The sequence below is a fragment of the Pseudomonas mangrovi genome (assembly GCF_003052585.1).
In the GTDB taxonomy this organism is placed as follows: domain Bacteria; phylum Pseudomonadota; class Gammaproteobacteria; order Pseudomonadales; family Pseudomonadaceae; genus Aquipseudomonas; species Aquipseudomonas mangrovi.
In genome coordinates, this window is the sequence record NZ_QASN01000013.1 from 132,361 (window position 1) to 152,865 (window position 20,505).

A 20,505-nucleotide genomic window follows, 5' to 3' on the forward strand; every position below is an offset into this window, starting at 1 on the left:
GTTAAATGCTTATAGCTGCGTCCACCGAGCCTGGCAAGCTCACAGCGATGCGGAGTGCACTTGTCATCCGGGCTGTCTAGAATCCTCGCACCTCGCCTGGAGCCAGCCGTGAAAACCTTCGACCATCTGACCGTGATAGGCCTGCGCGAGTGGATCGCGCTGCCCGAACTGGGCATCGTCGGGCTGCGCGCGAAAATCGACACCGGCGCCAGCACCTCCAGTCTGCACGCCAGCGATATCCAGCCCTTCGAGCGCGACGGCCAACGCTGGGTGCGCTTTACCGCGCACCTGGGCACCCTCGTGCAGCGTCGCCATCGCTGCGAGACCGAGCTGGTGTCGCTGAAAACCATCCGCAGCTCCAATGGTCAGGTACAGAGTCGCTACGTGATTCGCACCAGCCTGGCGCTGGGCGATCGGGTCTGGCCGATCGAATTCACCCTGGCCTGTCGCAAAAGCATGCGCTATCGCGTACTGCTCGGTTCCAAGGCACTCATCGACGGACGCCTGGTGGTCAACCCGGCACTTCTCTATGTCCAGGACAAACCCATCCTCACTCTTTCCGGTGCCCAATGAAGATCGCCGTCCTGTCGCGCAACCCGCGCCTGTACTCCACCCGCCGCCTGGTCGAAGCCGGCCAGCAGCGCGGGCACCAGATGCAGGTGATAGATACCTTGCGCGCCTACATGAACATCGCCAGCCACAAGCCGCAGATCCACTACCGCGGCCAGCCGCTGGAGGGTTTCGACGCGGTGATTCCGCGCATCGGCGCCTCGGTGACCTTCTACGGCTGCGCGGTACTGCGCCAGTTCGAGATGATGGGCGTGTCGCCACTCAACGAGTCGGTGGCGATCAGTCGCTCGCGTGACAAGCTGCGCTCGCTGCAGCTGCTTTCGCGCAAGGGCATCGGCCTGCCGGTGACCGGCTTCGCCCACTCCCCCGACGACATTCCCGACCTGATCCAGATGGTCGGCGGCGCACCGCTGGTAATCAAGGTCCTGGAGGGCACCCAGGGCATCGGCGTGGTCCTGTGCGAAACCCAGAAGGCCGCCGAGTCGGTGATCGAGGCGTTCATGAGCCTGAAGCAGGACATCATGGTCCAGGAGTACATCAAGGAGGCCGGCGGTGCCGACATCCGCTGCTTCGTGGTCGGTGACAAGGTGATCGCGGCGATGAAGCGCCAGGCCAAGCCCGGCGAGTTCCGCTCCAACCTGCATCGCGGCGGCACCGCCAGTCTGATCAAGATCACCCCCGAGGAACGCTCCACGGCCATTCGCGCAGCGCGTGCGATGGGCCTGAACGTGGCCGGGGTGGACATCCTGCGCTCCAACCACGGCCCGCTGGTGATGGAGGTGAATTCCTCGCCGGGCCTGGAAGGCATCGAGACCACCACCGGCAAGGACGTCGCCGGGATGATCATCCAGTACCTGGAGAAGAATGCCTGCGTGGCGATGACCCGCACTCGCGGCAAGGGCTGACCCGTTGGTTGGCAACTGGCTACGCTGCTCCGTGGCCTGAGCTAAGCAGTTCTCAGCTCGCGCCACGCGGCAGCAGCAGACCCAGCGGCAGACAGACCCGCGCTTCCAGCCCGCCACCCGCGCGGTTGCGCAACTCCGCGCTGCCACCATGCAGCGCGGCGATGCGCTTGACGATCGCCAGCCCCAGTCCGGTGCCGCTGCCGCCACGGGCGCGGTCGCCGCGAATGAACGGATCGAAGATGTCGTTTAGCTCCGCCGGATCGATGCCGACACCGCGGTCGAGCACACTGATCACCACATAGGGCGCCGCGCTGTCGGCACTCAGATGCGCCGCCACCTCGACCGCCGAACCACCGTGGCGCAGCGCGTTCTCGATCAGGTTGCTCAGCAGGCGCTTCATCGATACCCGCCGCAGTTGCAGCAGCGGCAGGTTCTCCAAGCAGATTCTCACCCGCTCACCGGTATGATTGAAGGGCCCGACCACTTCGCTGATCAGTTCGCCCAGCTCAATCACCTCCAGCGGCTCGTCACGGCCATCGCGGATGAAGGCGAGGAACTGATCGAGGATGGCATCCATGTCCTCGATATCCCTGACCATTTCCTCGGTCAGCTCGGTATCGGTATCGAGCAGCTCCAGCGACAGGCGCAGACGTGTCAGCGGCGTGCGCAGATCGTGGGAGACCCCAGCCAGCATCAGCTCACGCTCACGCGCCGCCTGCTCGACATCCTCGGCCATCTGGTTGAAGGCGCGATACACCGCCGTCATCTCGCTCGGGGTATCGCTCACCGGCAGGCGCACACTGCTGCCCCGGCCTAGCTGGCGGGCGGCATAGACCAGGCGCTTGAGGGGCGCGTTGAGCTGGCGGACGAAGATCCATGCCGCCGCCGTGGAAAGCAAGCCGATGCCAAGGAACCAGCCGAGCACGCTCCAGATGCGCTGGCCGCGCAGCGGATGCGGATAAAGCGGCACCCGCACCCAGTCCGGGCCGAGCGAGGGGGCCAGCACCCAGAGCGCCGGCGGGCTGCTGGCCCGCACACGCACCTGGGTGTCCTCACCCAGCTCGGACTGCATCTGGCGCTGGAATATCTCGCTGTAGGGCCAGTGCTGCTCACTGGCCGGCACGCTATCTGCCGGCACCCGCACCAGGTCCGCCGCGCGGGCGATCTCGTCGCGATCCTCGGGATCGGCCGCCCAGTAGGCCCGCAGGGTCAGCGCGGCGCCGTGGCTGTACTGGCGATCGACCAGCACGTCCTCGTTGGCCATCAGGTAGACCAGCGTCAACGCCTTGGAGAACAGCACCACCACCAGTACCAGCCAGAGCGTGCGGGCAAAGAAGCTTTGCGGGAACCACAGCGGGGTTTTCATCGAACGTGCCCTTGACGCTCAGAGAGGTGGCGTGACCACAGGCCTTGGCCTGCCAGCGACAGGCCGAAGCCTGCCAGTGCGCACGATTGCAGAAGCAGGAAGCGATAGGGATGGGACCAGGAAGCAAAGGGATTGGCCAGCAAGGTCAACAGCACGGCGAATGCCCCCCAGGCAAGCACGGCCAGGTGCACGCGCCGGGCAGGCCAGGAGATGGCCGCGACGTTGAACATCAGCAGCAGGATCGCGAAAGCATAGAAGGCAAGCTGCACCGTCAGCCCCCAGCCGACACCCCCGCGCAGACTGCGGCCAAGTTCGACCGCCACGCTCACGGCGAGGTCATGCAGCCCCACGAATAGCAGAAAGCCCGACGCACTGAGCAGCAGGGCCGGCACCAAGGCCAGGCAGAGCCGCCTCACTCCCGGCGCATCACTTGTTGCCATCCGGCACGAACACGTAGCCCACGCCCCAGACGGTCTGGATATAGCGCGGTTTGGACGGGTCGGGTTCGATCATTCGACGCAGGCGGGAAATCTGCACATCGATGGAGCGCTCCAGCGCATCCCACTCGCGGCCGCGCGCCAGGTTCATCAGCTTGTCGCGGGTCAGCGGCTCACGCGCGTGCTGCACCAGCGCCTTGAGCACGGCGAACTCTCCGGTGGTGAGCATGTTGACCTCATCGCCCCTCTTCAGCTCGCGGGTCGCCAGCGACAGCTGGTACTCGCCGAAGGTCACCACCTCGTCCTCGCTGCCCGGCGCGCCCGGCACCTGCGGCAGCTGCCGGCGCAGCACGGCGCGGATACGCGCCAGCAACTCGCGCGGATTGAACGGCTTGGCCAGGTAGTCGTCGGCGCCCTGCTCCAGCCCCTGTATCCGGCTGGCCTCGTCGCCCTTGGCGGTGAGCATGATGATCGGCACCTGGTTGTTGCCGTCGCGCAGGCGCCGACAGACCGAAAGACCATCCTCGCCGGGCAGCATCAGGTCGAGCACGACCAGATTGAACAGCTCGCGCGCCAGCAGGCGGTCCATCTGCTCGGCATTCTCCACCGCGCGTACGCGGTAACCCTGTTCATCGAGGAAACGCTCGAGCAGGCGACGCAGCCGCGCGTCGTCGTCGACGATGAGGATCTTCTCGCCTTCATTGCTGGCAACAGTGCTGCTCATGGAACCTCCGAAGCGGGTAGCGGCGCATTATGACCCAGCCCCCAAGGGCGGCATGCCGGGCATTGTTAGCAGATTTTTCGCCTGCTCGGCGCGGCAGCGCCAGCGTACGCCTGAGCGCCGACGCTTTCCCCTATAATCGCCCGCTTCGCGCAGGCACGTCCTGCTGGTTATCCGTCAGACCAGGTAGTTTCATGGACAGCATCAACTCCCGTATCGCCAACGAGCTGGGCGTGCGCCCGCAGCAGGTCGCCGCCGCCGTGGCGCTGCTCGACGAGGGCTCGACCGTGCCCTTCATCGCCCGCTACCGCAAGGAAGTCACCGGCAGCCTCGACGACACCCAGCTGCGCCATCTGGAAGAACGCCTGCGCTACCTGCGCGAGCTGGACGAACGCCGCGCCAGCATCCTCGCCAGCATCGAGGAGCAGGGCAAGCTGACCGCCGAGCTGGCGCGCGAGATCAACCTGGCCGAGACCAAGACCCGTCTCGAGGACCTCTACCTGCCGTACAAGCAGAAGCGCCGCACCAAGGGCCAGATCGCCCTGGAAGCCGACCTCGGCGAGCTGGCCGACGCGCTGTTCGCCGATCCCACGCTGAATCCGGAAGAGCAGGCCGCACGCTTCGTCGATGCCGACAAGGGCTTCGCCGACACCAAGGCGGTGCTCGAGGGCGCCAAGTACATACTGATGGAACGCTTCGCCGAGGACGCCACCCTGCTCGAGCGCCTGCGTGGCTTCCTGCACAGCGAGGCCACCCTGAGCGCCCGCGTGGTGCCGGGAAAGGAGACCGAGGGTGCCAAGTTCAGCGACTACTTCGAGCATGACGAACTGCTCAAGAGCGCTCCTTCGCACCGCGCCCTGGCGATCTTCCGTGGCCGTAACGAAGGGGTGCTCAGCGTCACCCTGAAGGTCGGCGACGAGGCTCCGGGCAGCATGCACCCGTGCGAGGCGATGATCGGCGAGCGTTTCGGCGTCAGCAGCCAGGGCCGCGCGGCGGACAAGTGGCTGGCCGAGGTGGTGCGCTGGACCTGGAAGGTCAAGCTCTACAGCCACCTGGAAACCGACCTGTTCAACGAGCTGCGCGAGAAGGCCGAGACCGAGGCCATCAGCGTGTTCGCGCGCAACCTGCATGACCTGCTGCTGGCTGCACCGGCCGGGCCGAAGGTCACCCTGGCGCTCGATCCGGGCCTGCGCACCGGCTGCAAGGTCGCTGTCGTGGATGCCACCGGCAAGCTGCTGGATACCGCCACCGTCTACCCGCACGCCCCGCGCGGCGACTGGAACGGCACCCTGGCGACCCTGGGCACGCTCTGCGCCAGGCATCGCGTCGAGCTGATCGCGATCGGCAACGGCACCGCCAGCCGCGAGAGCGACAAGCTCGCTGGTGAACTGGTCAAGCTGCTGCCGGAGCTGCGCATGACCAAGATCATGGTCAGCGAGGCCGGCGCCTCGGTGTATTCGGCTTCCGAGCTGGCGGCGCGCGAGTTCCCCGATCTGGACGTGTCCTTGCGCGGTGCAGTATCCATCGCCCGGCGCCTGCAGGACCCGCTGGCGGAGCTGGTGAAGATCGACCCTAAATCCATCGGCGTCGGTCAGTACCAGCATGACGTCTCGCAGCTGCAACTGGCGCGTTCGCTGGACGCTGTGGTGGAAGACTGCGTGAACGCCGTCGGCGTCGACCTGAACACTGCCTCCGCCGCCCTGCTGGCGCGCATCTCCGGGCTCAACGCGACCCTGGCCAGCAACATCGTCAGCTTCCGCGATAGCCACGGCGCCTTCACCAGCCGCGCAGACCTGAAGAAGGTGCCGCGCCTGGGCGAGAAGACCTTCGAGCTGGCGGCAGGCTTCCTGCGCGTGATGAACGGCAGCAACCCGCTGGACGCCTCGGCGGTGCACCCGGAGACCTACCCGCTGGTACAGCGCATCGCCGCCGACACCGGCCGTGACATCCGCTCGCTGATCGGCGACTCGGCCTTTCTCAGGCGCCTCGATCCGAAGCAGTTCACCGACGAGACCTTCGGCCTGCCGACGGTGACCGACATCCTCAAGGAACTGGACAAGCCCGGCCGCGATCCGCGCCCCGAGTTCAAGACCGCCGAATTCCAGGACGGCGTCGAGAGTCTCAAGGACCTGACCCCGGGGATGATCCTCGAGGGCGTGGTGACCAACGTCACCAACTTCGGCGCCTTCGTCGACATCGGCGTGCACCAGGACGGCCTGGTGCACATCAGCGCGCTGTCGGAGAAGTTCGTCAAGGATCCCTACGAGGTGGTCAAGGCCGGCGACATCGTCAAGGTCAAGGTGATGGAGGTGGACATCCCGCGCGCGCGCGTCGGCCTGTCCATGCGCATGGGCGACACCCCTGGCGAGAAGGTCGACGGCCCCGCCCGCGGCCAGAACCGGGGCGGCCAGAACCGCGGCGGCAACACGCCGCGCAGCGAACGCCACTCCAGCCAGGACAAGCCGGCACCGGCGAACCCCGGCATGGCGGCCCTGTTCGCCAACGCCCGGCAGATCAAGAAGAAGTGAGCCAGCCGCGCCCCGCCGGGGCGCAGCGCAACCGGAGGCCGCATGGACCTACCCGAAGGATTCCACACCAGCACCTTCAGCCAGACCCTGGGCTGTCGGATCATCAAGGTCGGCGACGGCACTGCGCGGGTCGCGCTGGCACTGCAGCCGCACCTGCACAATCGCGCCGGCCAGCTGCACGGCGGCGCGATCTTCAGCATGGTCGACATCGCCATGGGCCTGGCCTGCTCCAGCAGTCACGGTTTCGAGCAGCGCAGCGTCACCCTGGAGTGCAAGATCAACTACCTGCGCGGCGTCGCCGACGGCGAGGTAGAGTGCCAGGCACGGGTGATCCACGCCGGGCGCCGGACCCTGGTGGTGGAGGCCGATGTGCTCCAGGGCGACAAGCTCGTGGCCAAGGCTCAAGGCACCTTCGCCTGCGTCTGAGCCGCCCTTGCAGAATCCCTGTGGCGCCCCCATATCCGCGCAATCGACGCGTGAAGGAATGCAATCTTGAGCGACCTGTTCTCCCGCCGCCTGGCTCTGCTCAGCAACCCGGCCAACCTTCCGCTTCTGACCGAATGCCTGCACGGCATCGAGCGTGAAGGCCTGCGCGTTACCCCCGAGGGCGCGCTGGCACAGACCCCGCACCCGGCAGCACTGGGCGCGGCACTCACCCATCCGCAGATCACTACCGACTACTCGGAAGCGCTGCTGGAGTTCATCACCGGGGCGCACACGGACCCGGCGCAGACCCTCGACGAGCTGGCGCTGATCCACTCCTTCGCCAGCTCGCGACTGCAGCAGGAGATGCTCTGGAGCGCCTCGATGCCCTGTGCCCTGCCGGACGAGCAGGACATCCCCATCGCCCGCTACGGCAGCTCCAACATCGGGCGACTGAAGTACGTCTATCGTCAGGGCCTGGCCCTGCGCTACGGCAAGACCATGCAGTGCATCGCCGGCATCCACTACAACTTCTCCCTGCCCGAGCGGCTCTGGCCGCTGCTGCAGCTGGCCGAGGGCGATGTGGATACCCCGCGCGATTACCAGTCACGCCGCTATATCGCACTGATCCGCAACTTCCGTCGCTACAGCTGGCTGCTGATGTACCTGTTCGGCGCCTCCCCCGCGCTGGATGCCGGCTTCCTCCGCGGCCGCCCGCACCAGCTGCAGCAGCTCGACGACAAGACCCTCTACCTGCCCTGGGCGACCAGCCTGCGCATGAGCGACCTGGGCTACCAGAGCAACGCCCAGGCCGGCCTTACGCCCTGCTATAACGACCTCACCAGCTATACCGACAGCCTGCGCCAGGCGGTGTCCACGCCCTATGCCCCCTACGTGGAGATCGGCACCCAGCGCGATGGCGAGTGGCTGCAGTTGAACAGCAACATCCTGCAGATCGAAAACGAGTACTACTCGAGCATCCGCCCCAAGCGCGTGACCCACAGCGGCGAACGGCCGATCCAGGCACTGGTGGCGCGTGGCGTGCAGTACGTCGAAGTGCGCTGCCTGGACATCGATCCTTTCCTGCCGCTGGGCATCGACCTGACCAGCGCGCGTTTCCTCGACGCCTTCCTGCTCTACTGCGCGCTGCAGGACAGCCCGCAGCTCAGCGCGCGGGAATGTCCGGACTGCACCGAGAACTTCCTCGCGGTGGTCAACCAGGGGCGCAAGCCCGGCCTGCAGCTGCAGCGCCTGGGCGAACCGGTCGAGCTGACCCGCTGGGGCCTTGAGCTGCTCGACGGCATCGAGCGCAGCGCCGAGCTGCTGGACCGCGCCCAGGGCGGCCAGGCCCACGTCGCCGCCCTCCAGGCCCAGCGCGAAAAACTCCTGGATGTCGGGTTGACGCCTTCTGCACGCGTCCTCGCCGCGCTGCGCGAGAACGCCGAGAGCTTCACCGAGTTCGCCCTGCGGATGAGCCGCCAGCACCAGGCCGGCTTTGCCGCCGCGCAATTGAGTACGGCCCAGCAGGCGAGCTTCGATGCCAGCGTGCAGGCTTCGCTGCACGAGCAGCAGATGATGGAAGCGCAGCCCCAGGAAGACTTCGCCAGTTTCGTCGCGGCCTACCAGGCGAGCATCCAGAACCCCTCGGCGTGATGGCGCTCGCGGCTTGCGACAGGCGGTCGCAAGCCGCGGAGAAAGTCGGTTTTCAGGCGTTCCCAGGCCAAGTACGTCACAAAAATGCCGGCCAAAGCCGCTAGGCGTCGACTGCGTCCGGTTACATCCGCCAGGCGCGGTCTAGGATGAATGCATCCTGGATGAGCGCGAGTCGACGCCATGCCGCGAAATCACCATAACCTCGAGCACCCGTGGAGCCTGGAAAGCCTGAACAAGGCCTACCAGCAGGGCTACATGGCCGGCCTGACCGGCAGCCAGCGCAACCAGCAGCCGTATCCTGCCGAAGTTCCGGCGGCGGCCTGGGAAGCGGGCTGGGATGACGGCAACGAGCAGATGCGCCTGCAGCAACGCAGTGCCTGAATGCCCGCCCGCCGCACAAAGAAATCCCCCGCCCGGGTGACCCGGCGGGGGATTTTCGTTTTACCGTCTCGCGTGGCGGACCGCTGGAGCGGCCTGATCGACCGAACCAGGCCCACTGTACGCGGGCCGCGGAACGTCGCCAAAGACCGATCTCGCAGGCCGGCGTTAAAGCGCCTTCTCGAAGATCTTCGAATTGCGCTGGTAGTTGTAGAAGGAGGCGCGCGCCGCCGGTAGGCGCTCCACCCCGCTGGCGACGAAGCCTCGCTCCTGAAACCAGTGCGCGGTACGCGTGGTGAGCACGAACAGAGTCTTCAGCCCCAGCGCCCGCGCCCGTCCCTCGATGCGCTCGAGCAACTCGTCACCGCGACCGCCATGGCGGTATTCGGGGTTCACCGCCATGCAGGCCAGCTCGCCGGCATCCGAATCGGCGATCGGATAGAGCGCCGCGCAGGCGATGATCATGCCGTCGCGCTCGACCACGCTGAACTGGGTGATCTCGCGTTCGAGCACTTCCCGCGAGCGACGCACCAGGATGCCCTGATCCTCCAGCGGCGTGATCAGCTCGATCAGCCCGCCGACATCCTCGATGCTCGCCTCGCGCACCAGCTCGAACTGCTCCTGGTCGACCAGGGTGCCGCCGCCGTCGCGGGTGAACAGCTCGGTGAGCAACGCGCCATTCTCCGCGTAGCTGACGATGTGGCTGCGCCGCACACCACCGCGGCAGGCGTCGGCGGCGGCCTCCAGCAGTTCCGCCTGGTAGTCCGAGCCGAGTCGGCGCATATGTTGCGGCACCTGCTGCGGACGCAACTCGCGGATCAGCCGGCCGTCCTCACCGAGCAGACCGGGCTGCTCGCCGTAGAGCACCAGCTTGTCGGCGGCCAGGTCGATGGCGGCACGGGTCGCCACGTCCTCGCAGGCAAGGTTGAAGATCTCGCCCGTCGGTGAATAGCCCAGCGACGACAGCAGCACGATGCTGCGCTCGTCGAGCAGCCGACCGATGCCCTTGCGATCGATACGTCGCACCTCGCCGGTGTGATGGAAGTCGACGCCATCGACCACGCCGATCGGCCGCGCGGTGACGAAGTTGCCGCCACTGACACGCAGCCGTGCGCCCTGCATCGGCGAGGCGGCCATGTCCATCGACAGGCGTGCCTCGATGGCGATGCGCAGGTGGCCGACGGCATCGATCACGCACTCCAGGGTCGGCCCGTCGGTGATCCGCAAGCCGCGGTGAAAGCGCGGTTGCAGCCCGCGCGCGCCAAGCCGTGCTTCGATCTGCGGGCGCGAACCATGCACCAGCACCAGACGCACGCCCAGGCTGTGCAACAGCACCAGGTCGTGGATGATGTTGCCGAAGTTGGGATGCTCGACCCCCTCGCCCGGCAGCATGACCACGAAGGTGCGCTCGCGGTGCGAGTTGATGTAGGGCGAAGCGTGGCGGAGCCAGTTGACGTAGTCGTGCATGCGCAATCCGTGTATCGGGTTCTTGTTGGTTCATCGCCAGCGGCGCAGTGCCGGGCGTGTCGCCAGGTGCTGATGGATCTGCCGCTGGCTGGTCAGTCGCTGCCGGTCGAGCCTGTATCCGCCGCGATGCTGGCCGGCCCCAGGCAGTAGTGCCCGATCAGCTCACGCAGCAGCCGGACCGTCGGGTCGATTCGGGCACAGTCCAGATACTCGCCAGGCTGATGGGCACAGTCGATATCACCAGGGCCCAGCACCAGGGTCTCGCAGCCAAGCTGCTGAAGATACGGCGCTTCGGTGCCGAAGGCCACCGCGCCGGCAGCATGCCCGGTCAGGCGCTCGGCAACCCGCACCAGCTCGCAGTCGGCGCTCTGCTCGAAGGGCGGCACGCCGTCGAACAGCGGCGCATAGTCGATCTGCACGCGATGCTGCTCGGCCAGTGGCGCCAGCTTTGCGCGGATGGCCGCACGCAGGTGCTCCTCGGCCATGCCCGGCAGAGGCCGCAGGTCGAACTCCAGCGAGCATTGCCCGCAGATCCGGTTGGGGTTGTCGCCGCCGTGGATGCAGCCGAAGTTCAGCGTCGGCTGCGGAACGCCGAACTGCGGATTGTTGTACTCGCGCTGCCACTGGGCGCGCAGACCACGCAGCGCGGTCATGACGTCCTGCATGGCCTCCAGCGCGCTGCGCCCAAGGGATGGATCGGAGGAATGGCCGCTCTGGCCGAGGATGTCGATGCGCTCCATCATCACACCCTTGTGCAGGCGCATCGGCCGCAGCCCGGTCGGCTCGCCGATCACCGCGGCACGCCCCAACGGACGCCCGGCGGCGGCCAGCGCACGCGCACCGCTCATCGAGCTTTCCTCATCGCAGGTGGCAAGGATCAGTAGCGGCTGGCGAAACGGCTGATCCAGCAGACCGCGCACCGCCTCGATCGCCAGGGCGAAGAAGCCCTTCATGTCGCAACTACCCAGCCCGACCCAGCGGCCATCGACCTCTGTCAGACGCAAGGGATCGCTGTTCCAGAGCGCAGCGTCGAAGGGCACGGTATCGGTGTGTCCGGCCAGCACCAGGCCGCCGGGACCGCTGCCGTAGCTGGCCAGCAGATTGGCCTTGCCGGGGGCAACCCGCTGGATATCGCAATTGAATCCCAGATCGCCCAGCCAACTGGCCAGCAGGTTGACCACTGGCAGATTGGATTGATCCCAGCCTGGCTGGGTACAGCTCACCGAGGGCGTGGCGATCAGCGCGGCGAACTGCTCTCTGAAGGATGGCAAGGGCATCGGCGGCTCTCCGGGAGGGTGGCCCATGATAGGACCACACCCCAGCGGAGAAAACCGCTTAGAGGAAGATGCCGCGCAGAATCAGGAAGAAGACGATCGACAGCAGTGCGCCGATCGGCAGAGTGATAAGCCAGGAAATGAAGATCCGTCCGACCACGCCGAGGTTGAGCGCGCCGATGCCCCGGGCGATGCCGATGCCGAGCACGGCGCCGACCAGGGTATGGGTGGTGGAGACCGGCAGACCGATGGCCGAGGCACCGACCACGGTGGAGGCCGTCGCCAGCTCGGCGGCGAAGCCACGACTGGGGGTCAGCTCGGTGATCTCCTTGCCGATGGTGGCGATCACCTTGTAGCCATAGGTGGCCAGGCCGACGACGATGCCGATGGCACCGAGCAGCAGCACCCAACCCGGCACGGCGGACTTGGCAGCGATCTCGCCGGCACCCTGGGATTCGAGCACGCCGACAATTGCAGCCAGCGGGCCGACCGCGTTGGCCACATCGTTGGAACCGTGGGCAAAGGCCATGGCGCAGGCAGTGAAGATCATCAGGACCGCGAAGACTTTCTCGACACTGGCGAAGTGAAACGCCCTGTCCGCCTCTTCGTCGACTCGAATGCGGCTCAGCAGAGCGACGCCCAACAGCATCACCAGCGAACCCGCGCCCACGGCGAGCAGCAGGCTCTCGCCGGTGTTCAGATCGAGACCGAGGTGTTTGAGGCCCTTGGACAGGGTCATGATCGCAACCATGAAGCCGGTGGCGAACATGTAGAAGGGCACGTAGCGCTTGGCGTTGCGGTAGGGCGCATCGGTGTCGATGATCAGCTTCTGCACGCTCATGAACAGACCGAAGGCGACCAGCCCGGAGAGCACCGGCGACACCACCCAGCTGGCGACGATCGGCCCGATGGCGTCCCAGTGCACCGCATCGACAGATACACCGACGGCGGCAAAACCGATCACCGCACCAACGATCGAATGGGTGGTGGAGACCGGCCAGCCCTTGATGGAGGCCACCATCAGCCAGGTGCCGGCAGCCAACAGTGCCGAGAGCATGCCTAGAACCATCAGGTCGGGCGAAATGGCCGACGCATCAACGATGCCGTTCTTGATCGTCTCGGTGACCTGGCCACCGGCCAGGTAGGCACCGCAGAACTCGAAGACCATGGCGATCAGGATCGCCTGCTTGATGGTCAGCGCCCGCGAGCCGACCGAGGTACCCATGGCGTTGGCAACATCGTTGGCGCCCACACCCCAGGCCATGAAGAAGCCGAAAAGGCAGGCGAGAACCAGGAGTACGAAGGCGTAATCCGTGAAAAGAGACATAGATGAAGTCCTGTCGAGGCAGAAAAGGAAGCGACGCTCAGCGCGCCAGCAGCTGTTCCAGTCGGTTGCCGACCCGCTCTGCACGGTCGGCCACGTCGCCTAGCCACTCGATGATCTGATAGAGGAAAATCACGTCGACCGGCGGCAGTTCCTTCTCCAGCTTGTAGAGACTGCGCCGTACATCGATCTGCATGCGGTCGGTGTCTGCCTCGATTTCTTCCAGCTCGCCCACCATGGCTTCTACCAGCGAGGCCTCGCGGCCGCTGAAACCGGTCTCGAGCAGTTCGTCCAGCTCGTTCAGGGCTTTCAATGCCTGGGCGCTGGCATCCACGCAGCGGCGCACGTAGAGCAGCATCTGCGGCTGCAGGTCATGCGGGATGATCATGCAGCGACCGAGCATCAAACCGGCGATGTCCTTGGCCCGGTTGGCGACCTTGTCCTGCACGCTGAGCAGGTCCAGCAGGTCCGAGCGCGGCACCGGCAGGAACAGGCTCTTGGGCAGGTGCATGCGCACGCTCTTCTTGAGCTTGTCCGCCTCGTGCTCCAGACGCGCCATCTCCTGCTGGGTCGATTCGACACGCGCCCAGTCTTCCGCCATCACCGCCTCGAAGAACGGGACCAGGTTGGCAGCGCACTCATGCGCCTTGGCGAAATGCTGTTGCATCGGACCAATCGGCGAACGACCGAAGAGGCTGACGAACGGGTTGATAGGCATGGGTTGAACCCCTGGGACAAAGGAGGCGGGAAGTATACGGATCGACCTCGGCAGCTGCCAGCGCGCCGTCACCGCTCGGTAATGTCCTGTATGCTAGCCCTCTCCCGCCCGGCCCGCGAGGCGCGGGCCAGAAGCTGCGACGCGTTCCGACGAAGCAGCCTTCCCCAGCATTCAGCGACCGACCCCCAGACGATGAACAAAGAAACCGAGATCAAACTGCGCGCCAGCCGCGAGACCCTCGCCGCCCTGCGCGACCATCCGCTGCTGAAGAAGCGCAATAAATCCGGCTGGCAACGCCATGAGCTGTCCAACCAGTACTACGACACCCCCGCGCGCGACCTTGCCGGCGCGCGCGTCGCGTTGCGCCTGCGCCGCGACGGCGAGCAACTGATCCAGACCCTGAAAAGTCGCGGCCAGAGTGTCGCCGGACTGTCCGAGCGCAACGAGTGGGACTGGTATCTGCAACAGCCGGCGCTGGATCTCGACAAGCTCGACGACAGCTGCTGGCCGGCGAGCCTGGCGCAACTCGACAAGCGTGCACTGGCACCGATCTTCAGCACCGACTTCGTCCGCGAGAAGGCCGAGATCGCCTGGGGACGCGGCAAGAGCAAGGTGGTCATCGAGGCCGCGCTCGACCTGGGCGAGGTCATCGCCGGCGAGCAGCGTGAGGAAATCTGCGAGCTCGAACTGGAACTGCGTCAGGGCGATCCGCAGGCGTTGCTGGAGCTGGCCGCCGACCTGGCCGCCGACCTGGCGCTGATGCCCTGCGACATCAGCAAGGCGGAGCGCGGCTACCGACTGTTCGACCCGGCCAGCTACAACCTTGCCCTGGCGGCGCCGCCACTGAGCGCCGAGCAACCGCTCGACGATGCCTTTGCCGCCATCGCCTGGCACCTGCTGGGCAGCAGCCAGCGCCTGGCCGAGCAATACCGCTTCAATGGCCACTGGCGCCTGCTGGTCGACTGGGTGCAGCAACTGATCGAGCTGCGCGCCCTGCTCGGCAGTCTTGGCCAGGCCGCGCCACGCGCCAGCAGCCGCAGCCTGCGCGAAGGTCTCGACGCACTGCTGGCCGACTGGCGCCCGCGCGCACTGGCCGGCCGTGACGATGAGCAAGTGCGCCAGGCGGCTCCCCAGCAGTTCGCTGCCGAGCTTGCCGGCACACGCTGGGGGCTGTTCTCCCTGAGCGCGTCGCGCTGGCTGTACCAGCGCGCCTGGATCGAGGCCCGCAATGCCCGCGGCGCCCGCCAGGGCGCTGCGCCGCTGGGCAACTGGCTGCCGCACCTGCTTGCCGAGGAGGCCGCGGCGCTGCAGCTCAAACGCTACCAGCGGCAGCCCGAAGACCTGGCCGAGCAGCTGCCGCGCCTCGAACGCCTGCTGGTCTGGCTGCACTTTGCCCGCACGCTGCTGGAACTGCCGGAGCCCGACCGGCTCTACGGCGAACTGAACAAGCTGCACGAGCTGGCACTGGCGCCCCTGGACGCCGAAGCGCTGCCGGCGCGTGTTGCCCAGGCCCATACTGTGTGGACGCTCAAGGCCTGGAAGCTGCTTTTGAAATAAGCTGCAGGTCCGAACGGGCAGCCTGGCTGCCCGCCGCCATTCGCCCAGGGAGTCCCATGTCCGCTCTGCACTCGCCCGCCGCCGACCGTCCACTTGATCTCAACGACCTGCTGCGCGAGCTGGTCGCCCAGGGCCGGGTGGCGCAGGAGACGGCCGAGCAGTGCATGGCGATCCGCCGCAGCGCAGTGAACAACCTCCAGCACCCGCTGGAATTCCTCGCCGCCCAGCAGGTCGACGACCTGAGCCGTCCCGGCCGCAAGCTGGACCTGGAAACCCTGACCGTCTGGCTGGCCGAATTCGCCGAGCAGCCCTACCTGCGCATCGATCCGCTGAAGATCGACGTCGCCGCCATCACCCCGCTGATGTCCTACGCCTTCGCCCAGCGCCACAAGATCCTCGCCGTAGCCGTGGACAGCGAGGCGGTGACCATCGCCAGCGCGCAGCCGCTGGTGCGCAACTGGGAAGCCGACCTGATCCACGTGCTCAAGCGGCCGATCCGCCGGGTGGTAGCCAACCCGACCGATATCCAGCGCTTCACGGTGGAGTTCTATCGCCTGGCCAAGTCGGTCAGCGGCGCCAATGCGGTGGACCAGAAGCTCAGCGGCACCGGCAACTTCGAGCAGATGCTCAAGCTTGGCGCCAGCGACCAGGAGCCGGATGCCAACGACTCGCACATCGTCAATATCGTCGACTGGCTGTTCCAGTACGCCTTCCAGCAGCGCGCCAGCGACATCCACATCGAGCCGCGCCGTGAGCAGGGCTCGGTGCGCTTTCGCATCGACGGCGTGCTGCACACCGTCTATCAGTTCCCCCTGCAGGTGACGATGGCCGTGATCAGCCGGATCAAGAGCCTGGGACGGATGAACGTCGCCGAGAAGCGCAAGCCGCAGGATGGCCGGGTCAAGACCGCCACGCCCGAAGGCGCCGAGGTCGAACTGCGACTGTCGACCCTGCCGACCGCCTTCGGCGAGAAACTGGTGATGCGGATCTTCGACCCGGAAGTGCTGCTCAAGGACTTCGATCAGTTGGGCTTCTCGCCGGATGATCTGCGGCGCTGGAACGACATGACCAGCCAGCCCAACGGCATCATCCTGGTCACCGGCCCCACCGGCTCGGGCAAGACCACCACGCTCTACACCACGCTGAAGAAGCTGGCGACGCCGGAGGTGAACCTCTGCACCATCGAGGACCCGATCGAGATGATCGAGCCGGCGTTCAACCAGATGCAGGTCCAGCACAACATCGACCTGACCTTCGCCAGCGGCGTGCGTGCCCTGATGCGTCAGGACCCGGACATCATCATGGTTGGCGAGATCCGCGACCTGGAAACCGCCGAGATGGCGATCCAGGCCGCGCTGACCGGCCACCTCGTGCTCTCCACCCTGCACACCAACGACGCGCCCAGCGCCATCACCCGCCTGCTCGAACTCGGCGTGCCCTACTACCTGCTCAAGGCCACCTTGCTGGGCGTGATGGCGCAGCGCCTGGTGCGTACCCTGTGCCCGCACTGCAAGGCGCCGCACCCGATCGAGGAAAGCGACTGGCAGGCCCTGACCCGACCATGGAACGCCCCGGTGCCCACCGGCGCCTATCGCGCCGTCGGGTGCCTGGAATGCCGCGATACCGGTTACCGCGGCCGCGCCGGGGTCTACGAGATCATGCAGCTGGGCGACAACCTCAAGCCCTACATCACCGCCGACACCGATCTTCTGGCACTGCGCCGACAGAGCTTCAAGGAAGGCATGCGCAGCCTGCGCCTGTCCGGCGCGCAGAAGGTTGCTGCCGGCCTTACGACCATCGAAGAAGTGCTGCGCGTGACGCCGCAGAGCGAGCAAAAGTAGCGTCGCGCACTGAGCCGTCCAGTCAGTTCCAGGACGCCATGCGCTGCGCTTATTGCATCCCGCCAGAACCGCCGCCGTGGCTAGTGCGGATTAGCCGCCGCGCGGCTCAATCCGCCGACAGCCCACCAGCACGAGCGAGTTACCGGGAGCCATGTCGGCACGCGGGGAGGCGCTCCTGCAGCGCGATGCGCTGCGCTTGTTGCGCCCCAGCAGAGCAGCGCCCGACTCAGCGCGCGCTGGCCAGGTGCTGCGTCTTCGGCTTGCAGTTGAGGTACGCCGAGGAGCGCATCCAGTTCTGGTCCGGATACCAGGCGAACATGAACTGCCCGCCCTTCAACTGATCGATCACCATCCTGGCGATCTCCGGGCGCACCGCCGGGCAGCCAAGGCTGCGACCGATGCGCCCCTGACTGGCGACCAGCGCCGGGTTCACGTAGTCAGCCGCGTGGATGACGATTGCCCGCTCGCGCGCCAGATCGTTGATGCCTGGCTCCAGGCCATCCATCCGCAACGAATAGCCATGCCTGCCGCGATAGCTCTCGGCGGTGCGAAACAGCCCCAGGCTGGACTGATAGCTGCCCAGGGTATTGGAGAACTCGGTGGCGAAGTTCTCCCCGGAGCGACGGCCGTGAGCGACGAAATCACGCAGGATCAAGCGGCGCTTGTCCAGGTCGAACAACCACAGACGGCGTTCGGTAGAAGGTTGCGAATAATCGATCACCGCCAGCCGCCGCGCCGGCGCCGCGCCGTTGTTCACGGCACATTGCATCGCCGCCAGAGCATGCCGCAGGACTTCGCGATCAAGCCCGGGCGAGACCCGGGCCAGGGTATTGAATTGGCCATCTGCAGGAGCGGCGTGCGCCAGCAGCGGAGTACAAAGCAAGCAGGAAAATAGTGTGCGCCGAACGAGCCGGCGAAACAGTCGGGTCATGCAAAAGCCTCCCCCTGAAGAGGTATCTGGCGACTTCCTGTCTTGCTGCAAGGCTGCTGTTTATAATTCCCACACGCGTTGTCGCAGTGGTTGTGGCAGCCTGTCTGGCCGCGCATTCCTGCGGGCCCTTTGGTTGTGGAGCCGAGCGATTGTACAAAAAATGCGCACTTTGCCTAGCTTTGATTGTCTTATCCGGCCGCCTGGCGACCGCCGGCGAGATCGCCGACGCCCTCACTGAGCAAGCACCCGAGGTAACACAAGGCCCCTTGTGGGCGTTCTTTGCCGAACCCCTGCAACCCTGCAGCGCCGAGCTGAGCCGTGAAGAACTGGCCACTCCCGGCTTGCTGCAGACCTTCTATGCCGAGCTTGGCTATATGCCAGTGTGGCAGTCGCAGGCGCGTAGAACGCTGCTCGCCGACACACTTCTGCAGCTTGCCGAGGACGGTCTCGAACCGGCCCACTACCCCCTCCCCGAGCCACTGCCCGACCCCAACTGCGCGGACATCCTGAGCAGTCGCGCCTATCTGGATGCACTGCAGCATCTGTCGCGGGGCAAGGTCGAACAGGCACGCGTCGAGCCCTTCTGGCGAGCGCCGGATAGCATCAACCCAGACCCACGCCCCAGCGTTCTGACCCTTGCCTGGCAGGGCCTGGATGATCTTCCCGGCGCCTTCGCCGCCGCTCGCCCGACGTTGCCGCAGTATCAGTTGCTACGCCAGGCCTATGGCCAGTTGCGCAATCAGCCGCAGCAGGAGCGACCCATCATCCCCGCCGGCCGCCTGCTCAAACCCGGCATGCGCGACCCGCGCGTGCCCGCGCTGACGGCCCGTCTCGCTGCCGAAGGCTACCTGTCGATTCCGCCGGAGACGGACGGCGCTTCTGCCGACCTCTATGACGAGACCCTGGCGGACGCGGTGCGACGCTTCCAGGTCCGCCACGACCTGCAGGGCGACGGTCTGATCGGCAACGACACCCTGACCGCCATGAATACCTCCGCCCAGGCGCGCCTCGACCAGTTGCGCGTCAACCTCGAGCGCTGGCGCTGGCTGGCTGGCGACATCGAGCAGGAAACCCTGCTGGTCGACATCGCCGGCGGCATGCTCGTCTACTACCGCGACGGCCTGCCGCTGTGGCAGGCCCGGGCGCAGGTCGGCAGGCCGGCGCGGCAGACGCCCAGGCTGAAATCGTTGGTCAGCCGACTGACCCTCAATCCGACCTGGACAGTGCCGCCGACCATCCTGCGCGAGGACAAGTTGCCGGCCATACGCGACGACCTCGACTACCTGACCCATAACCAGATGCGCGTGCTCGACGCCGAGGGTCGCCAGCTCGACCCGGAAACCGTCGACTGGAGCCGACCGGGCAACATCATGCTGCGCCAGGACGCCGGCCCGAAGAATCCGCTGGGCAAACTGGTGGTCCGCTTTCCCAACCCCTATTCGGTGTACCTGCACGACACGCCCAGCCAGAGCCTGTTCGCAAAATCACCCCGGACCTTCAGCTCGGGCTGCGTGCGCATCGAAGGTATCCTCGGCCTGCTCGATGTGATCCTTTCCGAAGAACAGTGCAAGGATGTTTCCCAGCGCATCACCCGCGGCCGCACCGAACAGGTGCGGATCGAGCAGCGGCTGCCGATCGTGCTGGCGTACTGGACGGCGAATGTGGATGAGCTGGGCCAACTCAGCCTGCGCAACGATCCTTACGGGCTGGATGCGCCGCTGCTCCAGGCACTGGATACGGCCCCACGCTGAAGTGCGGTTCCATCCGCGAGAGGCCGGCCGCCGCACTATCGGTCCCGGCGCAGGCGAAGCGGGGAACTCGCGAGCGCGGGTTCGACTCTTCTAGAGAACCTCAGGAAAAGCAGCGCAGCCTGCAACGTCCGTTTGCCACGGGCATTGCAGATCTCCCAGTCGACGGGTTGCGCGGCATTTCCGAGGATCACTGGTGGACAACCGATCCCTGGAGTTTGCGATGAACAAGAAGTCGATTACCTGCCTGACTGCCGTACTCACCCTGCTACCGGCCTCCGCAGCGCTTGCCGACGCCGACTTCTGGCGCAACGTGCTGAGCTCCGGCGCTACGACTGCCACTACCTACGCGACCTCGAAGGACAACAAGCTGATCGTTGCCGCCCGTGACGAGGCGGGTGCCTTCGTCGCCAGTGACGGGCAGATTCGCGGCCCCTATCTGGAGGCGGCAATGCAGCGCATGCGCAACGAGCATCCCCAGCTGCAGGCGGACGACATGCAGCTAGCGACGCGGCTGTTGACTGAGCAGTAAGCCACGCACCCTGCAGACCGAACCATCCCTCATCCGGCACTGCGCGCCACCTTCTCCCAGAGGGAGAAGGAAAGCTGCGGGGCGGTAGCCCGGGGTGGGCTGGCAGGGCACCGCGTTTCCCTCTCCCGCCGG

18 protein-coding genes are annotated in these 20,505 nt (G+C 66.3%); 10 read left to right on the forward strand and 8 right to left on the reverse strand.

What is annotated here, in order from left to right; all coding sequences use genetic code 11:
• The first annotated feature begins 108 nt into the window (after positions 1-108).
• Positions 109-573, forward strand: a complete 465-nt coding sequence (gene rimB / locus DBO85_RS07115; protein WP_108106570.1) for a retropepsin-like aspartic endopeptidase RimB — start codon at positions 109-111, stop codon at positions 571-573.
• A complete protein-coding gene (gene rimK / locus DBO85_RS07120; protein WP_108106571.1) occupies positions 570-1,475 on the forward strand; it encodes a 30S ribosomal protein S6--L-glutamate ligase in 906 nt (301 codons plus the stop codon). The genes rimB and rimK overlap by 4 nt, the downstream gene beginning before the upstream one ends.
• Before the next feature lie 52 nt (positions 1,476-1,527).
• Here the strand turns inward: rimK and DBO85_RS07125 are convergent, their stop codons facing one another.
• The 3 genes from DBO85_RS07125 to ompR are packed head-to-tail and all read right to left on the reverse strand — an operon-like array spanning position 1,528 to position 4,002.
• A complete protein-coding gene (locus DBO85_RS07125; RefSeq protein WP_108106572.1) occupies positions 1,528-2,841 on the reverse strand; it encodes an ATP-binding protein in 1,314 nt (437 codons plus the stop codon).
• Complete coding sequence (locus DBO85_RS07130) at positions 2,838-3,281, reverse strand: hypothetical protein (RefSeq protein ID WP_177429742.1); 444 nt, start codon at positions 3,279-3,281, stop codon at positions 2,838-2,840. The genes DBO85_RS07125 and DBO85_RS07130 overlap by 4 nt, the downstream gene beginning before the upstream one ends.
• On the reverse strand, positions 3,268-4,002 hold the full coding sequence (gene ompR / locus DBO85_RS07135) for an osmolarity response regulator transcription factor OmpR (protein ID WP_108106574.1): 735 nt from the start codon (positions 4,000-4,002) through the stop codon (positions 3,268-3,270). Before ompR ends, DBO85_RS07130 begins: the two co-directional genes overlap by 14 nt.
• 191 nt (positions 4,003-4,193) lie before the next feature.
• On the opposite strand from ompR, the gene DBO85_RS07140 reads away from it, so the two are divergent.
• The 4 genes from DBO85_RS07140 (at position 4,194) to rmf (ending at position 8,984) form a co-directional block, all read left to right on the forward strand.
• Entirely contained in the window at positions 4,194-6,527 is a 2,334-nt protein-coding gene (locus DBO85_RS07140; RefSeq protein ID WP_108106575.1) for a Tex family protein, read from the forward strand.
• Positions 6,528-6,569: 42 nt separating this feature from the next.
• Positions 6,570-6,953: a PaaI family thioesterase gene (locus tag DBO85_RS07145; protein ID WP_108106576.1), complete on the forward strand. Its 384-nt coding sequence runs from the start codon at positions 6,570-6,572 to the stop codon at positions 6,951-6,953.
• Between the two features lie 66 nt (positions 6,954-7,019).
• Positions 7,020-8,603, forward strand: coding sequence for a glutamate--cysteine ligase (gene gshA, locus DBO85_RS07150; RefSeq protein WP_108106577.1), 1,584 nt, complete (start codon positions 7,020-7,022; stop codon positions 8,601-8,603).
• Positions 8,604-8,783: 180 nt separating this feature from the next.
• Entirely contained in the window at positions 8,784-8,984 is a 201-nt protein-coding gene (gene rmf, locus DBO85_RS07155; protein WP_108106578.1) for a ribosome modulation factor, read from the forward strand.
• A 165-nt stretch (positions 8,985-9,149) separates the two neighbouring features.
• Here the strand turns inward: rmf and argA are convergent, their stop codons facing one another.
• The 4 genes from argA to DBO85_RS07175 form a co-directional block, all read right to left on the reverse strand.
• Positions 9,150-10,448 (reverse strand): amino-acid N-acetyltransferase, encoded by a 1,299-nt coding sequence (argA, locus tag DBO85_RS07160; protein WP_108106579.1) that lies wholly within the window; start codon positions 10,446-10,448, stop codon positions 9,150-9,152.
• A 92-nt stretch (positions 10,449-10,540) separates the two neighbouring features.
• The gene (gene argE / locus DBO85_RS07165) at positions 10,541-11,725 is read right to left on the reverse strand and encodes an acetylornithine deacetylase (RefSeq protein WP_108106580.1); all 1,185 of its coding nucleotides are present in this window, start codon (positions 11,723-11,725) and stop codon (positions 10,541-10,543) included.
• A gap of 58 nt (positions 11,726-11,783) precedes the next feature.
• Positions 11,784-13,049, reverse strand: coding sequence for an inorganic phosphate transporter (locus DBO85_RS07170; RefSeq protein WP_108106581.1), 1,266 nt, complete (start codon positions 13,047-13,049; stop codon positions 11,784-11,786).
• A 37-nt stretch (positions 13,050-13,086) separates the two neighbouring features.
• Positions 13,087-13,764, reverse strand: a complete 678-nt coding sequence (locus DBO85_RS07175; RefSeq protein ID WP_108106582.1) for a TIGR00153 family protein — start codon at positions 13,762-13,764, stop codon at positions 13,087-13,089.
• A 192-nt stretch (positions 13,765-13,956) separates the two neighbouring features.
• Between DBO85_RS07175 and DBO85_RS07180 the strand changes: the two genes are divergently transcribed.
• Positions 13,957-15,321 (forward strand): CYTH domain-containing protein, encoded by a 1,365-nt coding sequence (locus DBO85_RS07180; protein WP_108106583.1) that lies wholly within the window; start codon positions 13,957-13,959, stop codon positions 15,319-15,321.
• Between the two features lie 56 nt (positions 15,322-15,377).
• Positions 15,378-17,162 carry a GspE/PulE family protein gene (locus tag DBO85_RS07185; protein WP_108106584.1) on the forward strand — a complete coding sequence of 595 codons (1,785 nt, stop codon included), beginning with the start codon at positions 15,378-15,380 and terminating at the stop codon, positions 17,160-17,162.
• A 226-nt stretch (positions 17,163-17,388) separates the two neighbouring features.
• On the opposite strand, the gene DBO85_RS07190 is transcribed toward DBO85_RS07185, so the two are convergent.
• The gene (locus DBO85_RS07190; RefSeq protein ID WP_108106585.1) at positions 17,389-18,093 is read right to left on the reverse strand and encodes a murein L,D-transpeptidase catalytic domain family protein; all 705 of its coding nucleotides are present in this window, start codon (positions 18,091-18,093) and stop codon (positions 17,389-17,391) included.
• A gap of 179 nt (positions 18,094-18,272) precedes the next feature.
• Between DBO85_RS07190 and DBO85_RS07195 the strand changes: the two genes are divergently transcribed.
• Positions 18,273-19,844, forward strand: coding sequence for a L,D-transpeptidase family protein (locus tag DBO85_RS07195; RefSeq protein ID WP_233356568.1), 1,572 nt, complete (start codon positions 18,273-18,275; stop codon positions 19,842-19,844).
• A gap of 220 nt (positions 19,845-20,064) precedes the next feature.
• Complete coding sequence (locus tag DBO85_RS07200; protein ID WP_108106587.1) at positions 20,065-20,373, forward strand: DUF2388 domain-containing protein; 309 nt, start codon at positions 20,065-20,067, stop codon at positions 20,371-20,373.
• Positions 20,374-20,505: the final 132 nt, after the last annotated feature.

Coding starts and splice junctions, on each gene's coding strand:
- rimK (WP_108106571.1), top strand. CDS start 570: ATGAAGATCGCCGTCCTGTCGCGCAACCCGCGCCTGTACTCCACCCGC.
- DBO85_RS07125 (WP_108106572.1), bottom strand. CDS start 2,841: ATGAAAACCCCGCTGTGGTTCCCGCAAAGCTTCTTTGCCCGCACGCTC.
- DBO85_RS07130 (WP_177429742.1), bottom strand. CDS start 3,281: ATGGCAACAAGTGATGCGCCGGGAGTGAGGCGGCTCTGCCTGGCCTTG.
- ompR (WP_108106574.1), bottom strand. CDS start 4,002: ATGAGCAGCACTGTTGCCAGCAATGAAGGCGAGAAGATCCTCATCGTC.
- DBO85_RS07140 (WP_108106575.1), top strand. CDS start 4,194: ATGGACAGCATCAACTCCCGTATCGCCAACGAGCTGGGCGTGCGCCCG.
- DBO85_RS07145 (WP_108106576.1), top strand. CDS start 6,570: ATGGACCTACCCGAAGGATTCCACACCAGCACCTTCAGCCAGACCCTG.
- rmf (WP_108106578.1), top strand. CDS start 8,784: ATGCCGCGAAATCACCATAACCTCGAGCACCCGTGGAGCCTGGAAAGC.
- argA (WP_108106579.1), bottom strand. CDS start 10,448: ATGCACGACTACGTCAACTGGCTCCGCCACGCTTCGCCCTACATCAAC.
- argE (WP_108106580.1), bottom strand. CDS start 11,725: ATGCCCTTGCCATCCTTCAGAGAGCAGTTCGCCGCGCTGATCGCCACG.
- DBO85_RS07170 (WP_108106581.1), bottom strand. CDS start 13,049: ATGTCTCTTTTCACGGATTACGCCTTCGTACTCCTGGTTCTCGCCTGC.
- DBO85_RS07175 (WP_108106582.1), bottom strand. CDS start 13,764: ATGCCTATCAACCCGTTCGTCAGCCTCTTCGGTCGTTCGCCGATTGGT.
- DBO85_RS07180 (WP_108106583.1), top strand. CDS start 13,957: ATGAACAAAGAAACCGAGATCAAACTGCGCGCCAGCCGCGAGACCCTC.
- DBO85_RS07185 (WP_108106584.1), top strand. CDS start 15,378: ATGTCCGCTCTGCACTCGCCCGCCGCCGACCGTCCACTTGATCTCAAC.
- DBO85_RS07190 (WP_108106585.1), bottom strand. CDS start 18,093: ATGACCCGACTGTTTCGCCGGCTCGTTCGGCGCACACTATTTTCCTGC.
- DBO85_RS07200 (WP_108106587.1), top strand. CDS start 20,065: ATGAACAAGAAGTCGATTACCTGCCTGACTGCCGTACTCACCCTGCTA.